Origin of the sequence: Pseudomonas sp. R2-37-08W (assembly GCF_003851705.1) — a bacterium.
GTDB lineage: Bacteria > Pseudomonadota > Gammaproteobacteria > Pseudomonadales > Pseudomonadaceae > Aquipseudomonas.
Genome location: NZ_CP027728.1, coordinates 2,049,390 through 2,071,926, shown reverse-complemented (window position 1 = coordinate 2,071,926; position 22,537 = coordinate 2,049,390). Strand labels below are relative to the sequence as shown.

At 59.2% G+C, this 22,537-nt stretch carries 13 protein-coding genes, 2 tRNA genes and 3 rRNA genes; 8 read left to right on the top strand and 10 right to left on the bottom strand.

The window, feature by feature from the left end:
- Window positions 1-3 precede the first annotated feature (3 nt).
- Genes C4J93_RS09690 through C4J93_RS09670 form a run of 5 tightly spaced genes read left to right on the top strand, consistent with a single transcriptional unit; the run spans window position 4 to window position 6,220 of the window.
- On the top strand, window positions 4-1,221 hold the full coding sequence (locus C4J93_RS09690; protein WP_124429201.1) for a glycosyltransferase family 4 protein: 1,218 nt from the start codon (window positions 4-6) through the stop codon (window positions 1,219-1,221).
- Complete coding sequence (locus tag C4J93_RS09685) at window positions 1,212-2,315, top strand: glycosyltransferase family 1 protein (RefSeq protein ID WP_124429200.1); 1,104 nt, start codon at window positions 1,212-1,214, stop codon at window positions 2,313-2,315. The genes C4J93_RS09690 and C4J93_RS09685 overlap by 10 nt, the downstream gene beginning before the upstream one ends.
- The gene (locus C4J93_RS09680) at window positions 2,312-3,745 is read left to right on the top strand and encodes an O-antigen ligase (RefSeq protein WP_124370244.1); all 1,434 of its coding nucleotides are present in this window, start codon (window positions 2,312-2,314) and stop codon (window positions 3,743-3,745) included. The genes C4J93_RS09685 and C4J93_RS09680 overlap by 4 nt, the downstream gene beginning before the upstream one ends.
- Entirely contained in the window at window positions 3,745-5,154 is a 1,410-nt protein-coding gene (murJ, locus tag C4J93_RS09675) for a murein biosynthesis integral membrane protein MurJ (RefSeq protein ID WP_124429199.1), read from the top strand. Before C4J93_RS09680 ends, murJ begins: the two co-directional genes overlap by 1 nt.
- Before the next feature lie 22 nt (window positions 5,155-5,176).
- Window positions 5,177-6,220 (top strand): acyltransferase family protein, encoded by a 1,044-nt coding sequence (locus tag C4J93_RS09670; RefSeq protein ID WP_124414307.1) that lies wholly within the window; start codon window positions 5,177-5,179, stop codon window positions 6,218-6,220.
- A 147-nt stretch (window positions 6,221-6,367) separates the two neighbouring features.
- Here the strand turns inward: C4J93_RS09670 and C4J93_RS09665 are convergent, their stop codons facing one another.
- The 3 genes from C4J93_RS09665 to C4J93_RS09655 form a co-directional block, all read right to left on the bottom strand.
- A complete protein-coding gene (locus C4J93_RS09665) occupies window positions 6,368-6,940 on the bottom strand; it encodes a DUF4174 domain-containing protein (RefSeq protein WP_124429198.1) in 573 nt (190 codons plus the stop codon).
- 151 nt (window positions 6,941-7,091) lie between these two features.
- Window positions 7,092-7,724: a glutathione S-transferase N-terminal domain-containing protein gene (locus C4J93_RS09660; RefSeq protein WP_124362074.1), complete on the bottom strand. Its 633-nt coding sequence runs from the start codon at window positions 7,722-7,724 to the stop codon at window positions 7,092-7,094.
- Window positions 7,725-7,772: 48 nt separating this feature from the next.
- Window positions 7,773-10,130, bottom strand: coding sequence for a DNA polymerase II (locus C4J93_RS09655; RefSeq protein ID WP_124429197.1), 2,358 nt, complete (start codon window positions 10,128-10,130; stop codon window positions 7,773-7,775).
- 207 nt (window positions 10,131-10,337) lie between these two features.
- Between C4J93_RS09655 and C4J93_RS09650 the strand changes: the two genes are divergently transcribed.
- A complete protein-coding gene (locus C4J93_RS09650) occupies window positions 10,338-12,539 on the top strand; it encodes a TonB-dependent siderophore receptor (protein WP_124429196.1) in 2,202 nt (733 codons plus the stop codon).
- A 46-nt stretch (window positions 12,540-12,585) separates the two neighbouring features.
- Here C4J93_RS09650 and C4J93_RS09645 read toward each other — a convergent pair whose 3' ends face one another.
- The gene (locus C4J93_RS09645; protein ID WP_124429195.1) at window positions 12,586-13,053 is read right to left on the bottom strand and encodes an SRPBCC family protein; all 468 of its coding nucleotides are present in this window, start codon (window positions 13,051-13,053) and stop codon (window positions 12,586-12,588) included.
- 99 nt (window positions 13,054-13,152) lie between these two features.
- Between C4J93_RS09645 and C4J93_RS09640 the strand changes: the two genes are divergently transcribed.
- Window positions 13,153-13,554, top strand: a complete 402-nt coding sequence (locus tag C4J93_RS09640; RefSeq protein WP_124429194.1) for a GFA family protein — start codon at window positions 13,153-13,155, stop codon at window positions 13,552-13,554.
- 1 nt (window position 13,555) lies between these two features.
- Here C4J93_RS09640 and mrdA read toward each other — a convergent pair whose 3' ends face one another.
- The 6 genes from mrdA to C4J93_RS09610 form a co-directional block, all read right to left on the bottom strand.
- Window positions 13,556-15,448, bottom strand: coding sequence for a penicillin-binding protein 2 (gene mrdA / locus C4J93_RS09635; RefSeq protein ID WP_124362069.1), 1,893 nt, complete (start codon window positions 15,446-15,448; stop codon window positions 13,556-13,558).
- Between the two features lie 259 nt (window positions 15,449-15,707).
- Window positions 15,708-15,823, bottom strand: a 5S ribosomal RNA gene (gene rrf / locus C4J93_RS09630).
- Window positions 15,824-15,988: 165 nt separating this feature from the next.
- A 23S ribosomal RNA gene (locus C4J93_RS09625) occupies window positions 15,989-18,880 on the bottom strand.
- Between the two features lie 249 nt (window positions 18,881-19,129).
- Window positions 19,130-19,205: transfer RNA gene (locus tag C4J93_RS09620), tRNA-Ala, on the bottom strand.
- Window positions 19,206-19,235: 30 nt separating this feature from the next.
- Window positions 19,236-19,312, bottom strand: a tRNA-Ile gene (locus C4J93_RS09615).
- An 82-nt stretch (window positions 19,313-19,394) separates the two neighbouring features.
- A 16S ribosomal RNA gene (locus C4J93_RS09610) occupies window positions 19,395-20,931 on the bottom strand.
- The 16S, 23S and 5S rRNA genes sit together here with 2 tRNA genes alongside, the layout of an rRNA operon.
- A 621-nt stretch (window positions 20,932-21,552) precedes the next feature.
- Here C4J93_RS09610 and rhtA point away from each other — a divergent pair.
- Entirely contained in the window at window positions 21,553-22,440 is an 888-nt protein-coding gene (gene rhtA / locus C4J93_RS09600; RefSeq protein WP_124429193.1) for a threonine/homoserine exporter RhtA, read from the top strand.
- Window positions 22,441-22,537: the final 97 nt, after the last annotated feature.

Below are 22,537 nucleotides of genomic sequence, written 5' to 3'. Positions count from 1 at the left end.
GCCATGCGCATTTTATGGATCCTGCCCTATTCGCCCTGGCCCGCCACCAGCGGCGGCAAGACGCGCCAGTTCCACCTGCTGCGCAGCCTGGCGGCGCGTGGGCACCGGATCACGTTGCTTTTGCATGACAAGCACCCGGTGTCGCTGAGCAATCGCCAAGTGCTGGAAGGCTTTCTCGAGCAGCTGATCATCCTGCCGCGTCGGCCACTGCGCAGCCTGAAAACCCTGCTGGCCGGGCTGTTTGCACCTTACCCGTTGCTGGCCAGCGTGAATGGCCTGTCGGGGCAATTGGAGGACCGGTTCAACCAACTGCTCAACGAACATTGGGACGTGGTGCAGATTGAGCACACCTATACCTTCCAACCTTACGAAGATGCCCTGGCGCGCAAATCCCAACCCTTCGTGTTGACTGAACATAACGTTGAGTCGGCGCTCGGCGCGGCGACGTACGACCGTTTGCCGCGTTGGGCGCTGCCGTTCATTCGCTATGACCAATGGCGCTACACGCGCTGGGAGCGTCGCGTGATGCGCCAGGCCAGCCAAGTGGTGGCCGTCACCGACAGCGATGCGCGGGTGCTGGAAAAAATCGCCGGTAAACCGGTGCCGGTGGTGGTCAACGGCGTTGACTGCGATCACTTCGCCGGCGCCCGTCCTGACCCCTCGACCCGTCGCGTGCTGTTCCTCGGCAACTATGAATACGCCCCCAATGTGGATGCCATCGAATGGGCCCTGGATGAAATCCTGCCGAAAGTCTGGGAGCGCTGCCCCGAGGCGCGCATGAGCGTGTGCGGCTTCGGCATGCCCGACGGTTGGCGCGAACGCTGGCCGGACCCGCGCATCGAGTGGCAGGGCTTTGTGCCAAACCTGTTGAGTCTGCAATCAAGCTGTTCGGTGTTTCTGGCGCCGTTGCGCCATGGCGGCGGTTCCAAGCTCAAAGTGCTCGAAGCGTTGGCCGCCGGCCTGCCGCTGGCCAGTACCGAACAGGGCGTGTCGGGCCTGGACCTGGTCGAGGGCCTGGATTATCTGGGCGGGCAAACTGCCGTCGGCCTGGCCGACGCCGTGGTGCGCCTGCTGCACGCTCCCGAAGCCGCCGCGCCCATGGGTGAAGCCGGCCGCGCCTATGCGCGGCGAGCCCATGACTGGAGCGTTGCTGCCAGCCAACTGGAGCAGGTGTACGCCACCCTTTCGCCGCTCAATCAAAAGGAGCCCGCATGCGTGTAGGCCTGGATTACCGCACCGTCGGCACCTCACCGCAATCGGGCATCAGCCGCCAGGTGTATGCGCTGGAAAGCGCTCTGCGCAGCCTGCCGGACATCGAACTGGAGCGATTTACCGTCGCGCCCCTGGGCGATCAAACCCGCTTGCAGGCACACTGCCCGGCCTGGGGCTGCGCGAAAACGGCGATGCACCAGCCACAGAATCGCCTGCGCTTCGAAGCCGGTTTTTTACCCCGCGCGCTGCGCGAACAGCACATCGATCTGTACATCAGCACCTTCAATATGGGCCTGCCGTTACCGCCCAAGCCTCAAGGGTTGCGTACCGTGGTGCTGCTGCACGACCTGTTTCAGATCACCCTGGACAACTACCACGCCAGCCGTCTGAAGGCGCTGGTGTACAAGGCCACCGATCGCCTGTCGATTGCCTACGCGGTGCGCAGCGCCGACCGGGTGTGGACGCCCTCCCAGTACAGTGCCGACGAAACCGTACGCCTGTTTCCCCAGGCAGCGGGCAAGGTTCGCGTCCTGCCCAATCAGGTGGAGGGCTTCAATGAACCACCGGCGGACCTGTCCGCGCGCCAATTGCCCATAGGCTTCTGGCTGCTGGTCGGCACCCGTGAACTGCGCAAGAACGTGCCGTTCCTGGTGGATGCCTGGCAACAGGCGCGGCGCGACTCCCCTAGCGTGCCGGAACTGGTCCTGGTGGGCAGCCTTGAGCACTTGCCCGAAGCCCAGCGCCAACTGCCGGGGATTCATGCGTTGAGTGGCGTCTCCGACGCCGAGTTGCAGGCGCTGTACCGCCAGGCGTCACGTGTGTGGCAACCGTCCTACGCGGAAGGTTTTGGTTTGCCGGTGATTGAAGCGTTGAGCGTCGGCACCCCGGTCGCCGTGGCCAGCGGCACCTCGCTGGACGAAATCACCCCGCCGTCGGCGCCGCGCTTTTCACCCACCGACGGCCCCGCGTTGGTCCAGTTGATGCTGAACCTGGGTGAGCGCGCCGATGAAGCCACGCCCGAACACCACCGCCGCTGGGCCGAACGCTTTAACCAACACGCCTATCGCCGGCGCCTGGCCGAACTGATCGAGGAACTGAAATGAGACTCTCCCTGGCAAGCCTCGTCGCGATCCTCTTCGGCGTGCTGTTCGGTGTGGTCGCCCTGGCGCTGTCACCGGCCAAGGCGTTTCTCGCCGTGATCGGCCTGGCGGCGGCCGTGACCATCCTGCGCTTTCCCTTCTGGGGCTTGCTGCTGTTCGCCCTGGTCGCGACCTTCATGCCCTACTCCACGCTTAATCTGGGCATCCGCAGTACGGTGAGCGAAGCCATTCTTGCGCTGACCTGGGGCGCGGTGCTGTGGCACGGCTTTCTGTCGCGCCTGCCGGACGCGCCTCGCCTGGCGCTTCGCCCCACCGACCAGATGCTGCTGTGGCTGATGCTGTTCAGCGTGTTCCCGTTTATCGTCGGCCAGGTCAGCATCCACGCCGAAAGCAGCGGCGTGGCCAACTGGCTGCGTTGGTTGCTGAACCTCTCGGGAGTATTTCTCACGGCCAAGCTGCTGGTGGACTACAAACACCGCGAAAGCCTGGTGATCGCCCTGCTGCTGGGCACCCTGGCGATGCTGGTGATGTCGATTGCGGTGTTCGTGCGCACACGCTCCGGGGCGGGGATTGCGCCGATCCTGGCGCTGCTCAACTACGGCAACTTCGACACGTTGAAATTCGGCCTGGAAGCCATGTCGTCACGCATGGGCTCGCCGTGGATGCACCCGAATGCCATTGGCGGAATCATGGCGCTGCTGCTGCCGTTGGCGTTCTGCTACGGCATGACCGAACAAGGTTGGAAACGCGCACTGGGCCTGAGCGTAGCCTGCCTGGGCGCGGCGGCGTTGCTGTTGGCCAGCAGCCGCGGGGCGATGGTCAGCCTGGCGCTGGTGCTGATGTGGCTGGCCACGCGGCGCGTGCCTTACACCGGACGTTTACTGATGATCGGCGCGGCGTTGACCGTGGCGTTGGTGATGGCTTATCCGCCGTTGCAGGAACGCCTGGCGACCATCTTCTCCACGAGCAACGCCAGTACCGAAGTGCGTTTCGACGAGTACCGCATGTTCCCGCAGGCTGTGGCAGCGTACCCGTTCGGCATCGGTTTCAAGGTCGACCCGCCGGTACCGGGCACGCACTTGCTGGGGATCTCCAACCTGTGGCTGAACTTCATCTACAAGACCGGCGTTGTCGGCATGCTGTTGTTTATTGCAGTCACCGTGCGCTGGTGGCGTGAAGCCCGGCCGGAAAAGGGCCCGATCCGCCTGACCAAGGACAATGCGCTGTGGCTGGGCAGCACCGCCGGGATTCTGTCGGCGCTGGTCAGCGGTTTGTTTGACCACTACTTCAGCTTTGCCGTGGTGATGGTCGCGCTGTTCTGGCTGATGGTGGGGATTAACGTGCTGGAGGCGCGGCGCTTGTTCCCGGCGCGCCTGCCCCAGGTCAAGGCGTTGGCGTTTCGCAAGCCGATGCTTGATGGCGCGCGGCCCTGATGCTGGGTTCTGCCGTATGGCTGACCGTGGCGACCCTGCTGGGCCTGTGCCTGGGGTTTGCGCGCGAATGGTTGCTGGTGGCGGCCTGGGGCGCGGGGGAGCGCAGTGATGCGTTCCTGATCGCGCTGTTCCTGCCCGAGGCGCTGCGCATGTCGCTGGCCGGCGGCGTGTTGAGCGCCGCCGCGTTGCCGCTGTATCTGCAAAGAAAGGACGGCGAACGCCTGGACTGGCTGGCCGTGGTGTTCCCGGCGTTGCTGTTGATTGCGCTGGTCACCAGCCTGCTGCTGATGCTATTGGCACCGTGGCTGGTGCAACTGCTCGGCCCGGGGTTGGCGGCCAGCGCCACGGCACTGGCCGGCGGCAATCTGCAGATCGTGGCGTGGTGCGTGCCGGGCCTGCTGCTGCATGCGCTGTTCAGTGTGCCCTTGCAGGCCAGCGAGCGCTTTGTGCTGGCGGGGTTGGGCTCGCTGCTGTTCAACCTGCCGCCGGTGGCGTACCTCGCCATGGCAGGCACCGCCAGCCAGCCGCATAGCCTCGCGCTGGCGTGCTTGGTCGGCAGTGGCTTGATGCCGTTGGCGCTGCTGCCGTCGCTCTGGCGCCTGGGCTGGCGACCCTGGCGCGTGCAACTGTCGTTCGCGCCTTTGCGGGAGTTGGGCCAACGTATCGGCCCCTTGTTACTCAGCAATGGCGCCAGCCAGGGCCTGGCGTTGATCGAGCGGCTGGTCGCGTCGCTGCTGGGGGAAGGCGCGGTGACCTGGGTCAACCTGGCGCGCAAGCTGATGAATCTGCCCCTGATTGCGCTGATGAGCCTCAATCAAGTGCTGCTGGGCATGATGAGCCGACGCCAGGGCGATGAGCGCCTGGCCCTGCTCAAGCGTGGCCTGGAAACCGCCAGCGTGCTGACCTTGCCCGCCGGGGTCGGCCTGGTGGCGGCGGCGCCGAGCCTGGTCGCGCTGCTGCTGCCCGCGCAATCGGCAGACTCGCCGCTGCCGCTGTTGCTCGCCTGGTTTGCCGTGCCGCTGGTATTCGGTGCCTGGAACGCCCTGCTCGCGCGCTACGCCTACGCCGCCGGCGACACGCGCCAGCCGCTGCGCTGTGAACTGCTCGGCAGCCTGGTCAATGTGCTGCTGCTGGGCGTATTGCCGTTTGCGTTTGGCTTGGCCGGCATTCCACTGGCGGCACTGGCGGGGGTGATCTGCACCGCGCTGCTGCTGATGCAGCGCCAGGCGTTGCTCGGCGCCCTGCCCTGGGCGCGGCAATGGCTGCTCAGTGCGGCGCTGATGGGGCTGGCGGCGCTGGTGTTGTTTCGAATCGAAGACGTGTGGCTGCAAGTGGGGCTGAGCACCCTGGCAGGCGCCGTGGTGTTGCTGGGTATGGGGCTGTGGCTGACGCCGTGGCGCAAGGCGTGAATGATCGTTCGGGAAGACTCACATGAAGCATCGTTGGATTCAAATGGACATCGCCAAGGGCATTGGCATCCTGATTATCGTGTATGGCCACAGCTGGTTTGTCGCCACCTCGCTGGACTTGATGTACCCGATCCTGGCGTCGTTCGTGCTGCCGTTGTTCTTCTTTTTGTCCGGGGTGTTCTTCAAGCCCGAGCAGCCATTCGTGGAGATGGCGGTGCGCAAGGCCGATGGCCTGCTCAAGCCGTTCTTCTTCACCATGCTGGTGTATGTGATCGTGCGCGATGTGCTGCGCGGGCAACCGTTGCTGGGGGATATCGGCGGCGTGCTGTATGCCTCCGTGGACACCATCCCATGGCAGGCGTTGTGGTTCTTGCCGCACTTCTGGGTGGCGATCCTGTTCAGTTGGTTGATGCTGCGGCTGATTCAGCGCCTGAAGCTGCCATTGCTGGCCGCTTGCCTGCTGATCGGCGCGCAACTGTTGCTCGGCATCTGGATGTTGAAGTGGTTCTGGCAAGTGCCGGTCACCCTCGGCGAACAAACATGGACGTTGCCCGGCCTGCCCTTCAGCCTCGACGTGACCCTGATCAGCAGCACCTATTTCATCTACGGCTACCTGCTGCGTGATTGGCTGCGCCGGCATGAAGGCTCGCTGCTGACCCTGCTGATTTCGCTGGTGCTGTTCGCCGCTGTGTTCCTCTACAGCCACGACACCATGGACCTGGCGCAGCGTCGCTACGACCACTGGTTGTGGACCAGCCTGCTGGCGGTGATCGGTGTGTACCTGTGCTGGGCGCTGGCGCGGGTGTTGATGGTGTCGCCCCTGCTGACGCGGGCGATGACCTACATCGGCCAATCCACCTTGATCCTGTTGATCTTCCACGGCGAGATCCAGCACAAGACCTTCGACCTGATGGAGCGCCTGGGTTTGCATCCGTTCATGGCCGCGTGCGTGGGTTTTGTGGTGGCGGTGGTGGTGCCGTTGCTGATCGGGGAAGTGATCAAGCGGGTGGCATTCCTGCGGTTTTTCTACTTTCCGTTTCCGGTGCGTAAAGCGCCAAAGCCTTGATTGCGCGTCTAGCTGACGTGCAGCGGTTAGCCCTGATGTAGGAGCGAGCTTGCTCGCGAAAAACTCAGGGCCACCACGTTTATCCAGAATGAGCGCGGTGCCTGGGCGTTTTTCGCGAGCAAGCTCGCTCCTACAGGGCTATGAATTTCAATCGTCGAGGGGTTGCGGCGCCGGCTTGCTGCCGGGTTTGACCGGTTTGGCGCCCTTGGCCGGTGCCGGTGCAACGGGCGCTGGTTCCGGCGCGGCAGCCGCTTCTTTCTCGGCCATCGGCATCTGGTCGATGGCACTGAAGAACTCTTTGAGATCGAGGCTATCGGGCGGCACGGTCTTCTCGAGTTTCTTCTCGCCATCCTTGCCGATCAGGATCACCTTGGTGCCGCTGCCGACACCGAGCTTGAGGGCGCGGATCAGTGCATTGGTTTCAGGCGGGGTGAGCTTTTTGCTGTCCTTGGGATCCTTGGCGAACTTCTCGCCCTCGGCGCCGATGCCGCCGAACTTCACGGTGTAGAACACCATGCTGCGCTCTTCGAAAGACTGCTTGGTGGCAGGCTCTTCCAGTTGTTTCCTGAGCGTGGCCAACGTCGGGTTACCCGCATCGAGTTCCACCACCACCAGAGGGCGGGTTTTGCCCATCTCCAGCTTGAGCGGATTATCATCAGCAGCCAACAACGGCCCCGTAAAAGCCATCAAGGTAGCCAGGGTCAGCGACCGGATGAGCATGCGCACCTCCTTTGAATTCCATGCAAGGTTCTTGAGTTTCATGTCTGCGACAGTCAAATTCAAGGATGATTCCTACGCCACACTGAGAAGCGTAGGTCAGGATGCCCGCGCCGCAAGGGATTGGCGGGCGGCGGGGCATTGTTTCTTCTGATTACGAGACCTGCCACTGCGGCCAATGCCGGGCGAACACGGGCGCCACGACCGGGTCGGCATCCACGCGCTCCAGGGCATGGGCAAAGCCCGGCGCCAGGCTGCGGAGTACCTCGCGGCCCTCGTCCCAGCGCGACACCGCCGCCGCCATGATGCCCAGTGCATTGGGTACGTTGTCGGGCGTAAACAACTGGTCGGCAAACTGATCGGCGAACACCACCCAGGCCTGATGCAGATAACGCCGCGTGCCGGTGGTCAGTTGCGTTTGCAGGCTTTCACCGGCGTCGCCCAGCCAGCGTTGCGGATAGTCGATGATGCCGATGGCCGAATAGCAATTGGCCGCGATGTACAGCAGGCCGCGCAGGATCTGCGCGCGGTTGCCGGCCAGCAGGTTCGCGTCGGGAAACTCCAGGCCCAGGTGGATCAGGATGGCGGCGCTTTCGGTCAGCACCTGGCCATCGGGGGTGACCAGGGTGGGGATCTGTTTGAGCGGGTTGATGCGCGCGAGGGCTTCGCTGCCCTCGCCTTCATGCCAGGAGCTGGCATCCACGCGATGCCACGGCACGCCACAGCGCTGCAGGGCGATCTCGATCATGCAGGAGCCGGATTCGTCGGTGCCATAGAGTGTGTACATGGGCGTTCCTCCTAAGCTTCAGGTGTAACGGGGATTGTGACCGATTGCCTAGAACAGGCCCATCTGCCCGCCCACCAGGGTGGCAAAATCATCGTTCACGAACGGCAGGATGGCGTCAGCCACGGGCTGCAATTGGCGCGTCACATAATGATCGTAGTCGATAGGCGCTTGCTGCACTTCCAGCGGCTGCGGGCCATTGACGCTGATCACATAGCGGATCCAGCCGCCGCGCTGGTACTGGCGCGGGCGCCCCAGGCGATCGTTGTATTCGTCGGCCAGGCGTGCGGCGCGCACATGGGGCGGGACGTTGCGTTCGTAGTCATGCAAGGGTCGGCGCAGGCGCTTGCGGTAGATCAACAGCTCGTCGAGTTCGCCGCTCAAGGTACGGCGCACATAGTCGCGTACATAATCCTGATGGGGCTGGCGATGGAAGATGCGCCGGTAGAGCTCCTGCTGGAATTGCCGCGCCAGGGGCGACCAGTCACTGCGCACGGTTTCCAGGCCCTTGTAGATCATTTCTTCGCTACCATCGGCGCGCACCACCAGGCCGGCGTAGCGCTTCTTGCTGCCCTCCTCCGCGCCGCGAATGGTCGGCATCAGGAAGCGGCTGAAATGGGTTTCGTATTGCAGCTCCAGGGCGCTTTGCAAGCCGTATTCCGTGTGCAGATGGCTGCGCCACCAGTCGTTGACGTGCTGCACCAGCGCCTGGCCGATGCGGCTGGCATCCTCAAGAGAGTGGGCGCCGCCGAGCCAGACGAAAGTGGAGTCGGTGTCGCCGTAGATCACTTCATAACCCTGGGCCTCCACCAGCTCGCGGGTCTGGCGCATGATCTGATGCCCGCGCATTGTGATCGAGGACGCCAGCCGGGTATCGAAGAACCGGCAACCGCTGGAACCGAGCACGCCGTAGAAGGCGTTCATGATGATCTTCAGGGCTTGGGACAGCGGTGCATTGTGTTCGCGCTTGGCCACTTCGCGGCCTTCGGACACCCGTGTGACGATGGACGGCAAGCAATGCCGGGTGCGGGAGAAACGCGCACCGCGAAAGCCTTCCACCGAGTCGCTGTCGTCGGGGTGCTTGAGGCCTTCGATCAAGCCCACCGGGTCGATCAGAAAACTGCGGATGATCGACGGGTACAGGCTCTTGTAGTCCAGCACCAGCACCGACTCATACAGACCTGGGCGCGAGTCCATGACAAACCCGCCGGGGCTGGCCTGGGGCGGCTTGTCGCCGAGGTTCGGCGCGACAAAGCCCTGGCGGTGCATTAACGGCATGTAGAGATGGGTGAACGCCGCGACGGAACCGCCATTGCGGTCGGCAGGCAGCCCGGTGACGCTGGCGCGCTCGAGCAGGAACTTGAGCAGTTCGGTCTTCTCGAAAATCCGCGTGACCAACTCGCAGTCCTTGAGGTTGTAGCGCGCCAGGGCGGGCTTGTCCTCGGCGAACATGCGGTTGATCTCGTCCATGCGCTGGTACGGCGTGGAGATGTCCTTGCCTTCACCCAGCAGGGTTTGCGCGACATTTTCCAGGCTGAACGACTCGAAACTCCACGTAGCTGAACGCAGGGCTTCGATGCCGTCGATGATCAACCGGCCGGCTGCCGCAGCGAAGTAATGATTGCGGCTGCCATGTTCGCGCCAGGTCATGGTTTCACCGCCCCGCCCCAGCAGCAGCGGCACGTTCAGGCGTTGGGCATGTTCGTGGAGTACGCGCAGGTCGAACTGCACCACATTCCAGCCGATGATCGCATCCGGATCGTGGGTGGCCAGCCATTGGTTGAGGCGTTCGAGCAGTTGGGCGCGGGTGTCGCAATAGTCGAGCTTGAAATCCACCGCGCAGGCGTTGTTGGGCGGACCGAGCATGTACACCTGGCGCTCGCCACACCCTTCAAGCGCGATGGAATAAAGATCGCCCTGGGCGGTGGTTTCAATATCCAGGGACACCAGTTTCAGGGTCGGTCGGTAATCGGCAGCGGGCTTCATCTGCGCATCGAGCAGCGTACCGCTGGCATCCGGCGTGCCGCCGAACCACACCGGCGCAGTGATGAACCGTTCCATCATATAGCGCTCGGGTGGGCGCACATCGCCTTCGTAGACATCCACCCCGGCGGCGCGCAGGCGCTTTTCGATATCCATTATCTGGCGGTGCTGCCGGGCGTAGAGCCCCAGGACCGGCCGATGATGGAAATCGCACAACTGCAACCCACGCAATTCGATATCGCGCTCGCCTTTGAGCAGCCAGTCCAGCGGCTTGCGATGGGCTTCGGGAATGAACACCACCGAGGTTTGCACGGGAAGGCGAATACACCGTGGCCCTTGGTCGGTCGCCAACCAGAAGCTGACCTCCGTACCCGCCGGGGTGTCGCGCCAATGCCGGGTCAGGACAAACCCCTGCTGTAAATCCACCGTACCGCACCTCAGGAATCGCTTTCAGGGAGTGATTCTACTCGGCATCCGGGCAAACGCGGCAGGTTAACTGTGATCTCACAAATTTGTTGCACTACATTAATAACAATCACTATCATTTGCACCGGAGTCGTATCCGCGCAAGGAGGAAGCGCATCGTTGTTGCCCCCCTTGCTCATAGTTGACGGTTCGCCGTCAGGATCGATCATGCCCCTCTGTGCCCGACTTGCTGCGCCCTTTCGCCCCACCCTGCTCGCCCTTTGCTGCTCGCTGAGCGTTGCTGCGCATGCAGATTCGGGTAACACGCTGGAACTGGATGCGACGCGCATCGATGCCCAAGCCCCGGCGCCCGACGCGTTGCCTGCGGTGTATGCCGGCGGACAAGTGGCGCGCGGTGGCCAACTGGGTGTACTGGGTAACCAGGACATCATGGACGTGCCGTTCAGCATGTCCTCCTACACCGAGCAATTGATTCGCGACCAGCAGGCGGAAACCCTCGCCGACGTGCTGCTCAATGACTCGTCCGTGCGCCAGGCATCGGGGTTTGCCAACCAGGCCCAGACGTTCATGATCCGTGGCTTACCGTTGAATGGCGACGACATTTCCTACAACGGTTTGTACGGCATCCTGCCACGGCAGATCATGTCTACTGACGCGCTGGAACGCGTGGAAGTGTTCAAGGGGCCCAACGCGTTCATCAACGGCGTAACGCCAGGCGGTTCGGGGATCGGCGGCGGTGTGAACCTGCAACCCAAGCGCGCCGGTGACGTGCCGCTGCGGCGATTCAGCACCGACATCAGCAGCGATGGCCGGGTGGGCGAGCATCTGGACATCGGCCAGCGGTTTGGTGAAGGCGAGCGGTTTGGCGCTCGGGTCAACCTGTCCCAGCGCGAAGGCGATACCGGCATCGACGACGAAAACCAGCGTTCAAAACTGTTCGCGGTCGGCCTGGATTACCGTGGTGACGCGTTGCGCCTGTCGGGGGATTTTGTGTATCAAAAGCAGCGCATCAATGGCGGACGAAACTCGGTGTTCCTGGGCACCGCGACCCACGTCCCGGATGCACCTTCGGCGGATACCAACTACGCACCCAGCTGGAGCAGCACCAACCTTGAGGACACCTTGGGCATGCTGCGCGCCGAGTACGACCTGAATGAAAACTGGACGGCTTACGCCGCAGGCGGCGTTAAACACAGCCGAGAAATGGGCCGATATTCTTCGATTACCCTGACCGATAATCTGGGCAATGCCACCTCTAGCCGCTCGACCATCGCGCACGAGGAAGACAACGCCAGTGTGATGGCCGGCTTGAACGGCAAATTCCAGACCGGCCCGGTGAGCCATCGACTCAACGTCGGCCTCGCCGGCATTTGGACCCAGGCGCGCAACGCTTATGTGTTCAACGGCTCACCCAGCGCGACCAACATTTACAGCCCGGTGACCGGCGCACCGCCCACGCTCAACACGCCGCGCAACACCCCTGGCACCGACTTCAGCGACCCGTCCATTACCGACAAGACCTTCGTGCGCAGCGCCGCAGTATCCGACACGTTTGGCTTCTTCGATGACCGTTTGTTGGTGACACTGGGCGCGCGTCGTCAGCAAATGGTGGTGCAGGGTTACAACTACATGAGCGGTACGCGCACGGCCAACTATGACGAATCGATCACCACGCCGGTCTACGGCATCGTGTTCAAGCCGTGGGAGCATGTGTCTCTGTACGCCAACCGCATCGAGGGCCTGGCCCAGGGCCCGACCTCGCCGCTCACATCCGGCGACCGGACGATCATCGGCGGCGGGCAGGCCTATGCCCCCGCGCGCTCCAAACAGATCGAAGCGGGTGTCAAAGTCGACATGGGTAGCTATGGCGCAACCCTCGGTGTGTACCGGATCGAACAGCCTGGCGCGGGTTATGCCGAAGTGATCGATGCAACCACGGCGCGCTATGTGCGTGAAGGCCAGCAGATCAACAAGGGCGTTGAGCTGAACGTGTTCGGCGAACCGATGAGCGGCCTGCGCCTGTTGGGTGGGGTGACGCTGATGAAGACGGAACTCAAGGGCACCCTCAACGGTGCCAACGACGGCAACCGCGCCATTGGTGTCCCTTCATTCCAGCTCAACGCCGGCGTGGATTGGGACGTGCCGGGCCTGCAAGGCGTGAGCCTCAATGGTCGCATGCTGCGCACCGGCGGCCAATATGCCGACGCGGCGAACAACCTGAGCCTGCCGGCCTGGAACCGCTTCGACGTGGGCGCGCGCTACACCTTTGCGCTGGATCAACGTGAAGTGACACTCGGCGCTACGCTGGAGAACGTTGCCAACGAAAAATACTGGGAATCGGCTCAGGGCGGTTTCCTCAGCCAGGGTGATCCGCGGGTGGCGAAGCTGTCGGCGACGATCGATTTCTAACGTCACGGTGGCCGATGCTGGGCATCCGCCATGATGCCCGTCCGCGTCAGGCTCGCCGGGCCTTGTTCAGATAGTTTTCGATATTGCCCATTTGCTCGTCCCAGCCACGGGAGTTCATCTTGAACGCTTTCAGGCGCCTGGCCTGGGGCACCTTGTCAAAACCGGACTCGACCACCCGCAACAGAATGCCCGGCGCGCGGTCCTCGATGGTGAACTCCACCAGCGTCGGGGTTTCCTGGTCATAGTCGACGTCTTTCTCTACCGCGAAGGGATGCCACCAGAAGGAAAACAGGGTTTGCGGCAGAATACGTTCGATCCTGGCCTTCCACACCACATGTTCGTAGCCTGGGTAGGTGATCGGCGCTTCGATAGGTTCTCCGGCAACAAAGGTTTTTCCCTTGAGGGCAATGCCGAACCACTCGCCAAATTGTTCGGCGTTCGTGAGCGCTTCCCAGACGTGTTTACGCGATGCGTTGAGCAGGACTTTCCGTTCGATGCGATCTAATACGTGCATAAGTCACCTCCTCCATTGAACACTAGGCGACATCGACCAATGCGCAACCTTTGGTTATGCGCAATGATGATGACCCCATCCTTGACCTGGCCATAAGTTATGACTGAACCGTTGAATGGAAGTTGCTTGTGTAAAGGTGTGTGCTATCGGGTGGAGCGTCTGGACATGCCCATCAGTCACTGCCATTGCGGCAGCTGTCGCAAGGCGCATGCGGCAGCGTTTGTCGCCACGGCCGGGGTGATGCGCGAGCACTTTCGCTGGACGCACGGTGAAGAATTGCTGTCGTCGTTTGAGTCATCGCCAGGCAAACGGCGCCATTTCTGTTCGCGCTGTGGCTCGCATTTGATCGCCGAGCGCGCGCACCAGCCCCACGTCATCGTGCGGGTGGCGACGCTGGACGATGATCCGAGCGCCAGGCCCACCGCGCATATCTGGACAGCCCATGATGTGCCCTGGCTCGCTTATGACGACATAGAGCGCTGGGGCGAATGGCAGGTGTGATTTAAACGTGCGGATCGCCGGGCGCTTTGGCCGGCGTCGCATATTGGGGCTTCAGGTGACCCTCCTGGTCGAGCAGCCAGGCGTCCATGATCTGTCGCACCACCGGGCCGGCTACACGGCCACCGGCCTCACCGTTTTCAATCATCACTGAAATCACGATCTTGGGGTGTTCGGCTGGCGCAAAGCCAACAAACAAGGCGTTGTCGCGGTGACGCTCCAGGGTCTTATTGCGGTTGTAGCGCTCCCCCTGCTTGATCGCCACCACCTGCGCGGTACCGCTCTTGCCGGCGATGCGATATTGGGCACCCTGCGCGGCGGCCCGAGCGATACCACGCGGGTCGTGCATTACCAATTGCATGCCGTGGTTGACCTGTTCCCAATCACGCGGGTCCTTGAGCACTACGTTGGGCATCGGATTCTCATCCACCGGAGGCACGCCGTTGATAGTCTTGGCCAGGTGCGGGCGGTTCCATACACCCTTATTGGCGATCAGCGCAGTGGCTTGGGCCAGTTGCAGCGGCGTGACTTGCATATAACCCTGACCGATACCCAGGATCACGGTTTCGCCCGGGAACCAGGGTTGGCGACGTGTCGCGCGCTTCCAGGCCTGGGACGGCATCAGGCCTGCGGATTCTTCGAACATGTCCAGGGACACCTTCTGACCCAGGCCGAATTCGGCCAGGTAATCATGCAGCCGATCAATGCCGAGCTTGTGAGCCAGGTCATAGAAGTAGGTGTCATTGGAACGCATGATGGCGGCGTCCATGTCTACCCAGCCGTCGCCACTGTGGTTCCAGTTGCGGTATTTGTGATCGAAGTCCGGCAACTGGTAGTAACCGGGATCAAACACGCGGGTTTGCGGGGTGACAACGCCGCTGTCGAGCCCTGCGATGGCCACTTCAGGCTTGATGGTTGAGCCGGGCGCATACAGCCCGCGCAGCACGCGGTTGAACAGCGGGCGATCGATGGAGTCATGCAGCGCGGCATATTCCTTGAAGCTGATACCGGTGACGAACAGGTTCGGGTCGAAACTCGGCTTGCTGACCATGGCCAGCACTTCACCGGTTTGCGGGTCCAGGGCCACCACCGAGCCACGGCGGTCACCCAGGGCCTCTTCGGCGGCTTCTTGGAGCTTGACGTCGAGGCTCAGGACAATGTTTTTGCCTGGGATAGGGTCAGTGTGCTTGAGCACGCGCAATACCCGTCCTTGGGCGTTGGTTTCGACTTCTTCATAACCCACGTGACCATGCAGTTCAGACTCGTAGAAGCGTTCGATACCGGTTTTGCCAATAGACTGGGTGCCGCGGTATTCCACCGAATCGAGGGCCTTGGATTCTTTCTCGTTGATTCGTCCGACATAGCCGATGGAGTGAGCGAAGTGCGCACCCAGCGGGTAGTGGCGGACGAACTGAGGTTCAACGTCTACACCCGGTAGACGGAACTCGTTGACGGCCAGAACGGCAATCTGCTCTTCGGTCAGCTCGTAGAACAGCGTGACAGGGACGAACGGATGGCGGGCCTGCTTGAGCGCTTTATCGAACACGGCACGATCTTCGGCGGGTAGGTGCAACAAACTGACGATCGCGTCCAACTCACCCTTGAGGTCGGTGGTGCGTTCGCGGGTTATGGTCAGGTTGTAGCTGGGTCGGTTGTCAGCCAGGACCACACCATTGCGGTCATAGATCAAGCCGCGCGTAGGGGTGATGGGCAGCACGTGAACGCGATTGTTTTCAGAAATGGTGGCGTGATAGTCGTATTGCACGACCTGCAGGAAGTACATGCGCCCCACCAGGGCGCAGGTGATGCCAATCACCAGGAGTGCACAGGCGAGCAAACGCTTATTGACCAGACGGTGTTCTTTTTCGTGGTCCTTGATGGGTATCGGTTCGGGCATTTCTACAGCATCTCGTTGAAAAAGGTCGACGCCGCGTCCTGCGGATAAAGGCCAATCCTTGTGAAAATGTGCTGCACCATACCAAAAATGCAGAAACACTTTGTATCGATTTCCCTTAACGGCGGGTTATTTCATCATTGAGAAAGTGAGGCAAGGGTGGCGAACGCGCTGTGATGGTGCGCATTGGGAGAGCCGTCGCACTTCCGACCGCCCAAAACAAAACCCCATCTGCTTTCGCAAATGGGGTTTCGGAATTTAATCTTGACGATGACCTACTCTCACATGGGGAAACCCCACACTACCATCGGCGATGCATCGTTTCACTACTGAGTTCGGGATGGGATCAGGTGGTTCCAATGCTCTATGGTCGTCAAGAAATTCGGGTACTGAGTCGTGGCCATGTGGCCTCGCTTCAGCAAATTGGGTATGCGATAGGTTTCGGTGTTTTGCGAGCCTCGAACTTTCGGTTCATTGCGTCTTCACACACCGCAATCTGGTTGCTCTGGATTAAAGAGCCGACGCAAATTGCTTGGGTGTTATATGGTCAAGCCTCACGGGCAATTAGTATTGGTTAGCTCAACGCCTCACAGCGCTTACACACCCAACCTATCAACGTCGTAGTCTTCGACGGCCCTTCAGGGGACTCAAGGTCCCAGTGAGATCTCATCTTGAGGCTAGTTTCCCGCTTAGATGCTTTCAGCGGTTATCTATTCCGAACATAGCTACCCGGCAATGCCACTGGCGTGACAACCGGAACACCAGAGGTTCGTCCACTCCGGTCCTCTCGTACTAGGAGCAGCCCCTCTCAAATCTCAAACGTCCACGGCAGATAGGGACCGAACTGTCTCACGACGTTCTAAACCCAGCTCGCGTACCACTTTAAATGGCGAACAGCCATACCCTTGGGACCGGCTTCAGCCCCAGGATGTGATGAGCCGACATCGAGGTGCCAAACACCGCCGTCGATATGAACTCTTGGGCGGTATCAGCCTGTTATCCCCGGAGTACCTTTTATCCGTTGAGCGATGGCCCTTCCATACAGAACCACCGGATCACTAAGACCTACTTTCGTACCTGCTCGACGTGTCTGTCTCGCAGTCAAGCGCGCTTTTGCCTTTATACTCTACGACCGATTTCCGACCGGTCTGAGCGCACCTTCGTACTCCTCCGTTACTCTTTAGGAGGAGACCGCCCCAGTCAAACTACCCACCATACACTGTCCTCGATCCGGATAACGGACCTGAGTTAGAACCTCAAAGTTGCCAGGGTGGTATTTCAAGGTTGGCTCCACGCGAACTGGCGTCCACGCTTCAAAGCCTCCCACCTATCCTACACAAGCAAATTCAAAGTCCAGTGCAAAGCTATAGTAAAGGTTCACGGGGTCTTTCCGTCTAGCCGCGGATACACTGCATCTTCACAGCGATTTCAATTTCACTGAGTCTCGGGTGGAGACAGCGCCGCCATCGTTACGCCATTCGTGCAGGTCGGAACTTACCCGACAAGGAATTTCGCTACCTTAGGACCGTTATAGTTACGGCCGCCGTTTACCGGGGCTTCGATCAAGAGCTTCGCGTTAGCTAACCCCATCAATTAACCTTCCGGCACCGGGCAGGCGTCACACCCTATACGTCCACTTTCGTGTTTGCAGAGTGCTGTGTTTTTAATAAACAGTCGCAGCGGCCTGGTATCTTCGACCGGCATGAGCTTACGGAGCAAGTCCTTCACCCTCACCGGCGCACCTTCTCCCGAAGTTACGGTGCCATTTTGCCTAGTTCCTTCACCCGAGTTCTCTCAAGCGCCTTGGTATTCTCTACCCAACCACCTGTGTCGGTTTGGGGTACGGTTCCTGGTTACCTGAAGCTTAGAAGCTTTTCTTGGAAGCATGGCATCAACCACTTCGTCGTCTAAAAGACAACTCGTCATCAGCTCTCGGCCTTAAGATCCCGGATTTACCTAAGATCTCAGCCTACCACCTTAAACTTGGACAACCAACGCCAAGCTGGCCTAGCCTTCTCCGTCCCTCCATCGCAATAACCAGAAGTACAGGAATATTAACCTGTTTTCCATCGACTACGCTTTTCAGCCTCGCCTTAGGGACCGACTAACCCTGCGTCGATTAACGTTGCGCAGGAAACCTTGGTCTTTCGGCGTGGGTGTTTTTCACACCCATTGTCGTTACTCATGTCAGCATTCGCACTTCTGATACCTCCAGCAAGCTTCTCAACTCACCTTCACAGGCTTACAGAACGCTCCTCTACCGCATCACTTACGTGATACCCGTAGCTTCGGTGTATGGTTTGAGCCCCGTTACATCTTCCGCGCAGGCCGACTCGACTAGTGAGCTATTACGCTTTCTTTAAAGGGTGGCTGCTTCTAAGCCAACCTCCTAGCTGTCTAAGCCTTCCCACATCGTTTCCCACTTAACCATAACTTTGGGACCTTAGCTGACGGTCTGGGTTGTTTCCCTTTTCACGACGGACGTTAGCACCCGCCGTGTGTCTCCCATGCTCGGCACTTGTAGGTATTCGGAGTTTGCATCGGTTTGGTAAGTCGGGATGACCCCCTAGCCGAAACAGTGCTCTACCCCCTACAGTGATACATGAGGCGCTACCTAAATAGCTTTCGAGGAGAACCAGCTATCTCCGAGCTTGATTAGCCTTTCACTCCGATCCACAGGTCATCCGCTAACTTTTCAACGGTAGTCGGTTCGGTCCTCCAGTTAGTGTTACCCAACCTTCAACCTGCCCATGGATAGATCGCCCGGTTTCGGGTCTATTCCCAGCGACTAGACGCCCTATTAAGACTCGCTTTCGCTACGCCTCCCCTATTCGGTTAAGCTCGCCACTGAAAATAAGTCGCTGACCCATTATACAAAAGGTACGCAGTCACCTAACAAAGTAGGCTCCCACTGCTTGTACGCATACGGTTTCAGGATCTATTTCACTCCCCTCTCCGGGGTTCTTTTCGCCTTTCCCTCACGGTACTAGTTCACTATCGGTCAGTCAGTAGTATTTAGCCTTGGAGGATGGTCCCCCCATATTCAGACAAAGTTTCTCGTGCTCCGTCCTACTCGATTTCATGACTAAGAGATTTTCGCGTACAGGGCTATCACCCACTATGGCCGCACTTTCCAGAGCGTTCCGCTAATCTCAAAGCCACTTAAGGGCTAGTCCCCGTTCGCTCGCCACTACTAAGGGAATCTCGGTTGATTTCTTTTCCTCAGGGTACTTAGATGTTTCAGTTCCCCTGGTTCGCTCCATACACCTATGTATTCAGTGTAAGGTAACCATCTTATGATGGCTGGGTTCCCCCATTCAGACATCTCCGGATCAAAGTCTGTTTGCCGACTCCCCGAAGCTTTTCGCAGGCTACCACGTCTTTCATCGCCTCTGACTGCCAAGGCATCCACCGTATGCGCTTCTTCACTTGACCATATAACCCCAAGCAATCTGGTTATACTGTGAAGACAACATTCGCCGAAAATTCGATCATACTCAATTAAGAGCGACTCACAAATTTTACCTTAGCCTGAGCCGTTACCAGTGAAAGTAACGTTCAGTCTATCTTTCTATCACATACCCAAATTTTTAAAGAACGAACTAGTCAAAGACTAGAAATCAACATTCACCATCACAACAATGGAATGCTCATTTCTAAGCTTTCTACAAACAGAAGCAGTAGTGGTGGAGCCAAACGGGATCGAACCGTTGACCTCCTGCGTGCAAGGCAGGCGCTCTCCCAGCTGAGCTATGGCCCCGTATTTCTACAGGCGTTTCCCACACAAAATTGGTGGGTCTGGGCAGATTCGAACTGCCGACCTCACCCTTATCAGGGGTGCGCTCTAACCAACTGAGCTACAGACCCAATTTCGGGCTGCTTCTTTTCGTCTTCTTCAATGAATCAAGCAATTCGTGTGGGAACTTATGGAGCAGCTGATGTCGTCGATTAAGGAGGTGATCCAGCCGCAGGTTCCCCTACGGCTACCTTGTTACGACTTCACCCCAGTCATGAATCACACCGTGGTAACCGTCCTCCCGAAGGTTAGACTAGCTACTTCTGGTGCAACCCACTCCCATGGTGTGACGGGCGGTGTGTACAAGGCCCGGGAACGTATTCACCGCGACATTCTGATTCGCGATTACTAGCGATTCCGACTTCACGCAGTCGAGTTGCAGACTGCGATCCGGACTACGATCGGTTTTCTGGGATTAGCTCCACCTCGCGGCTTGGCAACCCTCTGTACCGACCATTGTAGCACGTGTGTAGCCCAGGCCGTAAGGGCCATGATGACTTGACGTCATCCCCACCTTCCTCCGGTTTGTCACCGGCAGTCTCCTTAGAGTGCCCACCATAACGTGCTGGTAACTAAGGACAAGGGTTGCGCTCGTTACGGGACTTAACCCAACATCTCACGACACGAGCTGACGACAGCCATGCAGCACCTGTCTCAATGTTCCCGAAGGCACCAATCCATCTCTGGAAAGTTCATTGGATGTCAAGGCCTGGTAAGGTTCTTCGCGTTGCTTCGAATTAAACCACATGCTCCACCGCTTGTGCGGGCCCCCGTCAATTCATTTGAGTTTTAACCTTGCGGCCGTACTCCCCAGGCGGTCAACTTAATGCGTTAGCTGCGCCACTAAGAGCTCAAGGCTCCCAACGGCTAGTTGACATCGTTTACGGCGTGGACTACCAGGGTATCTAATCCTGTTTGCTCCCCACGCTTTCGCACCTCAGTGTCAGTGTTGGTCCAGGTGGTCGCCTTCGCCACTGGTGTTCCTTCCTATATCTACGCATTTCACCGCTACACAGGAAATTCCACCACCCTCTACCACACTCTAGTCAGTCAGTTTTGAATGCAGTTCCCAGGTTGAGCCCGGGGATTTCACATCCAACTTAACAAACCACCTACGCGCGCTTTACGCCCAGTAATTCCGATTAACGCTTGCACCCTCTGTATTACCGCGGCTGCTGGCACAGAGTTAGCCGGTGCTTATTCTGTCGGTAACGTCAAAACAATCACGTATTAGGTAACTGCCCTTCCTCCCAACTTAAAGTGCTTTACAATCCGAAGACCTTCTTCACACACGCGGCATGGCTGGATCAGGCTTTCGCCCATTGTCCAATATTCCCCACTGCTGCCTCCCGTAGGAGTCTGGACCGTGTCTCAGTTCCAGTGTGACTGATCATCCTCTCAGACCAGTTACGGATCGTCGCCTTGGTGAGCCATTACCTCACCAACTAGCTAATCCGACCTAGGCTCATCTGATAGCGCAAGGCCCGAAGGTCCCCTGCTTTCTCCCGTAGGACGTATGCGGTATTAGCGTCCGTTTCCGAACGTTATCCCCCACTACCAGGCAGATTCCTAGGCATTACTCACCCGTCCGCCGCTCTCAAGAGAAGCAAGCTTCTCTCTACCGCTCGACTTGCATGTGTTAGGCCTGCCGCCAGCGTTCAATCTGAGCCATGATCAAACTCTTCAGTTCAAACATCTTTGGGTTTTTAAGAAACCCTAAACTTGGCTCAGCAATCGTTGGTTACATCTTTGATTTCTCGCGGAGTAACTTGTGATGCTGATAATCTTGTTGACTATCAGTCTGACTCCACAAGCACCCACACGAATTGCTTGATTCAGTTGTTAAAGAGCGGTTGGTTAAGAGCTATTCGTCTCAACCGAGGCGCGCATTCTACAGCAGCCTCATTTGCTGTCAAGCGGTTATTTTCAGAAGTTTTCGAAGATTTCTTCAACAACTTCAACCACTTGCGCTTGCGATCTCTCGTAAGCGGGAGGCGAATTCTACAGCGTTACACGCTGCTGTCAACACCTCTTTTTCAACTTCCTTTTGGCTTCGATGGACTGAAGCAACCTGCTGCCGAAAACTACTTAACTAGTTGTTTACCAAGGAGTTTTCCGTTTCGTCTGCGCCGGAAGTGGGGCGAATTATAGGCGCACAGAATCTGCCGTCAACGTTTAATTTGAATTTCCTATCAAACAGCCCGAAACTCTTTAAATTCTCTGCACTTGAGCAGTATATTGCGCATTGTGTGCCCGTTAAGCGCATCAGCGCTCTGCCCTTTATATGAAAGACTTCGGACGAAAACCTTCAATGACCACCCCACCCCGCAGCCTGGCGTCCATACTGTTCCCTGTTGGCCTGCTGTTAATAGCAATGGCATCCATCCAGTCCGGCGCCTCGCTGGCGAAAAGCATGTTCCCTGTCATCGGCGCGCAAGGTACCACCACCCTGCGCTTGATTTTCGCCAGCGTGATCATGTTGCTTCTATTACGCCCATGGCGCGCCAAGCTGACGGCCAAGTCCTTGCGCACTGTAGTTGTCTACGGCATGGCGCTGGGCGGCATGAATTTTCTCTTCTATATGTCGTTGCGCACCGTGCCCCTGGGTATTGCGGTAGCGCTGGAATTCACCGGCCCGCTCGCCGTCGCCCTGTATGCATCGCGCCGGGCAGTGGACTTCTTGTGGATCGCGCTCGCAGTCGTCGGTTTACTCCTGCTGATACCGTCGGGCGAAACCAGCAGTGGCATCGACGCGATCGGTGCCGCCTATGCTCTCGGCGCTGGTGTCTGCTGGGCGCTTTATATTCTGTTCGGCCAAAAGGCAGGTAACGATAACGGTGTGCAGACCGCCGCGCTCGGCGTCATGATTGCCGCTTTGTTCGTCGCGCCAATCGGCATCGTGCACGCAGGGACCGCGCTGCTGACTCCCGCCTTGATCCCCATCGCCATCGGTGTCGCCATTTTATCGACAGCGCTGCCTTACACACTGGAAATGGTTGCGCTCACTCGCCTGCCCGCACGCACTTTCGGCACCCTGATGAGTGTTGAGCCGGCATTCGGCGCCCTCTCCGGACTGTTCTTCCTGCATGAACACCTGACGCTCGCGCAATGGCTGGCGATCACCTGCATCATTCTGGCCTCCGTTGGGGCCACACTGACAATGCGCAACGAATCCAAACTGCTGGTGCCCGCCGACTGACCTCTTTAAAAGGCAGCTCTGGTATTTACCGCTCATTTAGGCCATGTTTAGGTCGTAAACGAAGGTCTTTCATGGAGAAACTCGACACGGACAGCAC

Coding starts and splice junctions, on each gene's coding strand:
- C4J93_RS09690 (WP_124429201.1), top strand. CDS start 4: ATGCGCATTTTATGGATCCTGCCCTATTCGCCCTGGCCCGCCACCAGC.
- C4J93_RS09685 (WP_124429200.1), top strand. CDS start 1,212: ATGCGTGTAGGCCTGGATTACCGCACCGTCGGCACCTCACCGCAATCG.
- C4J93_RS09680 (WP_124370244.1), top strand. CDS start 2,312: ATGAGACTCTCCCTGGCAAGCCTCGTCGCGATCCTCTTCGGCGTGCTG.
- murJ (WP_124429199.1), top strand. CDS start 3,745: ATGCTGGGTTCTGCCGTATGGCTGACCGTGGCGACCCTGCTGGGCCTG.
- C4J93_RS09670 (WP_124414307.1), top strand. CDS start 5,177: ATGAAGCATCGTTGGATTCAAATGGACATCGCCAAGGGCATTGGCATC.
- C4J93_RS09665 (WP_124429198.1), bottom strand. CDS start 6,940: ATGCTCATCCGGTCGCTGACCCTGGCTACCTTGATGGCTTTTACGGGG.
- C4J93_RS09660 (WP_124362074.1), bottom strand. CDS start 7,724: ATGTACACACTCTATGGCACCGACGAATCCGGCTCCTGCATGATCGAG.
- C4J93_RS09650 (WP_124429196.1), top strand. CDS start 10,338: ATGCCCCTCTGTGCCCGACTTGCTGCGCCCTTTCGCCCCACCCTGCTC.
- C4J93_RS09645 (WP_124429195.1), bottom strand. CDS start 13,053: ATGCACGTATTAGATCGCATCGAACGGAAAGTCCTGCTCAACGCATCG.
- C4J93_RS09640 (WP_124429194.1), top strand. CDS start 13,153: ATGACTGAACCGTTGAATGGAAGTTGCTTGTGTAAAGGTGTGTGCTAT.
- mrdA (WP_124362069.1), bottom strand. CDS start 15,448: ATGCCCGAACCGATACCCATCAAGGACCACGAAAAAGAACACCGTCTG.
- rhtA (WP_124429193.1), top strand. CDS start 21,553: ATGACCACCCCACCCCGCAGCCTGGCGTCCATACTGTTCCCTGTTGGC.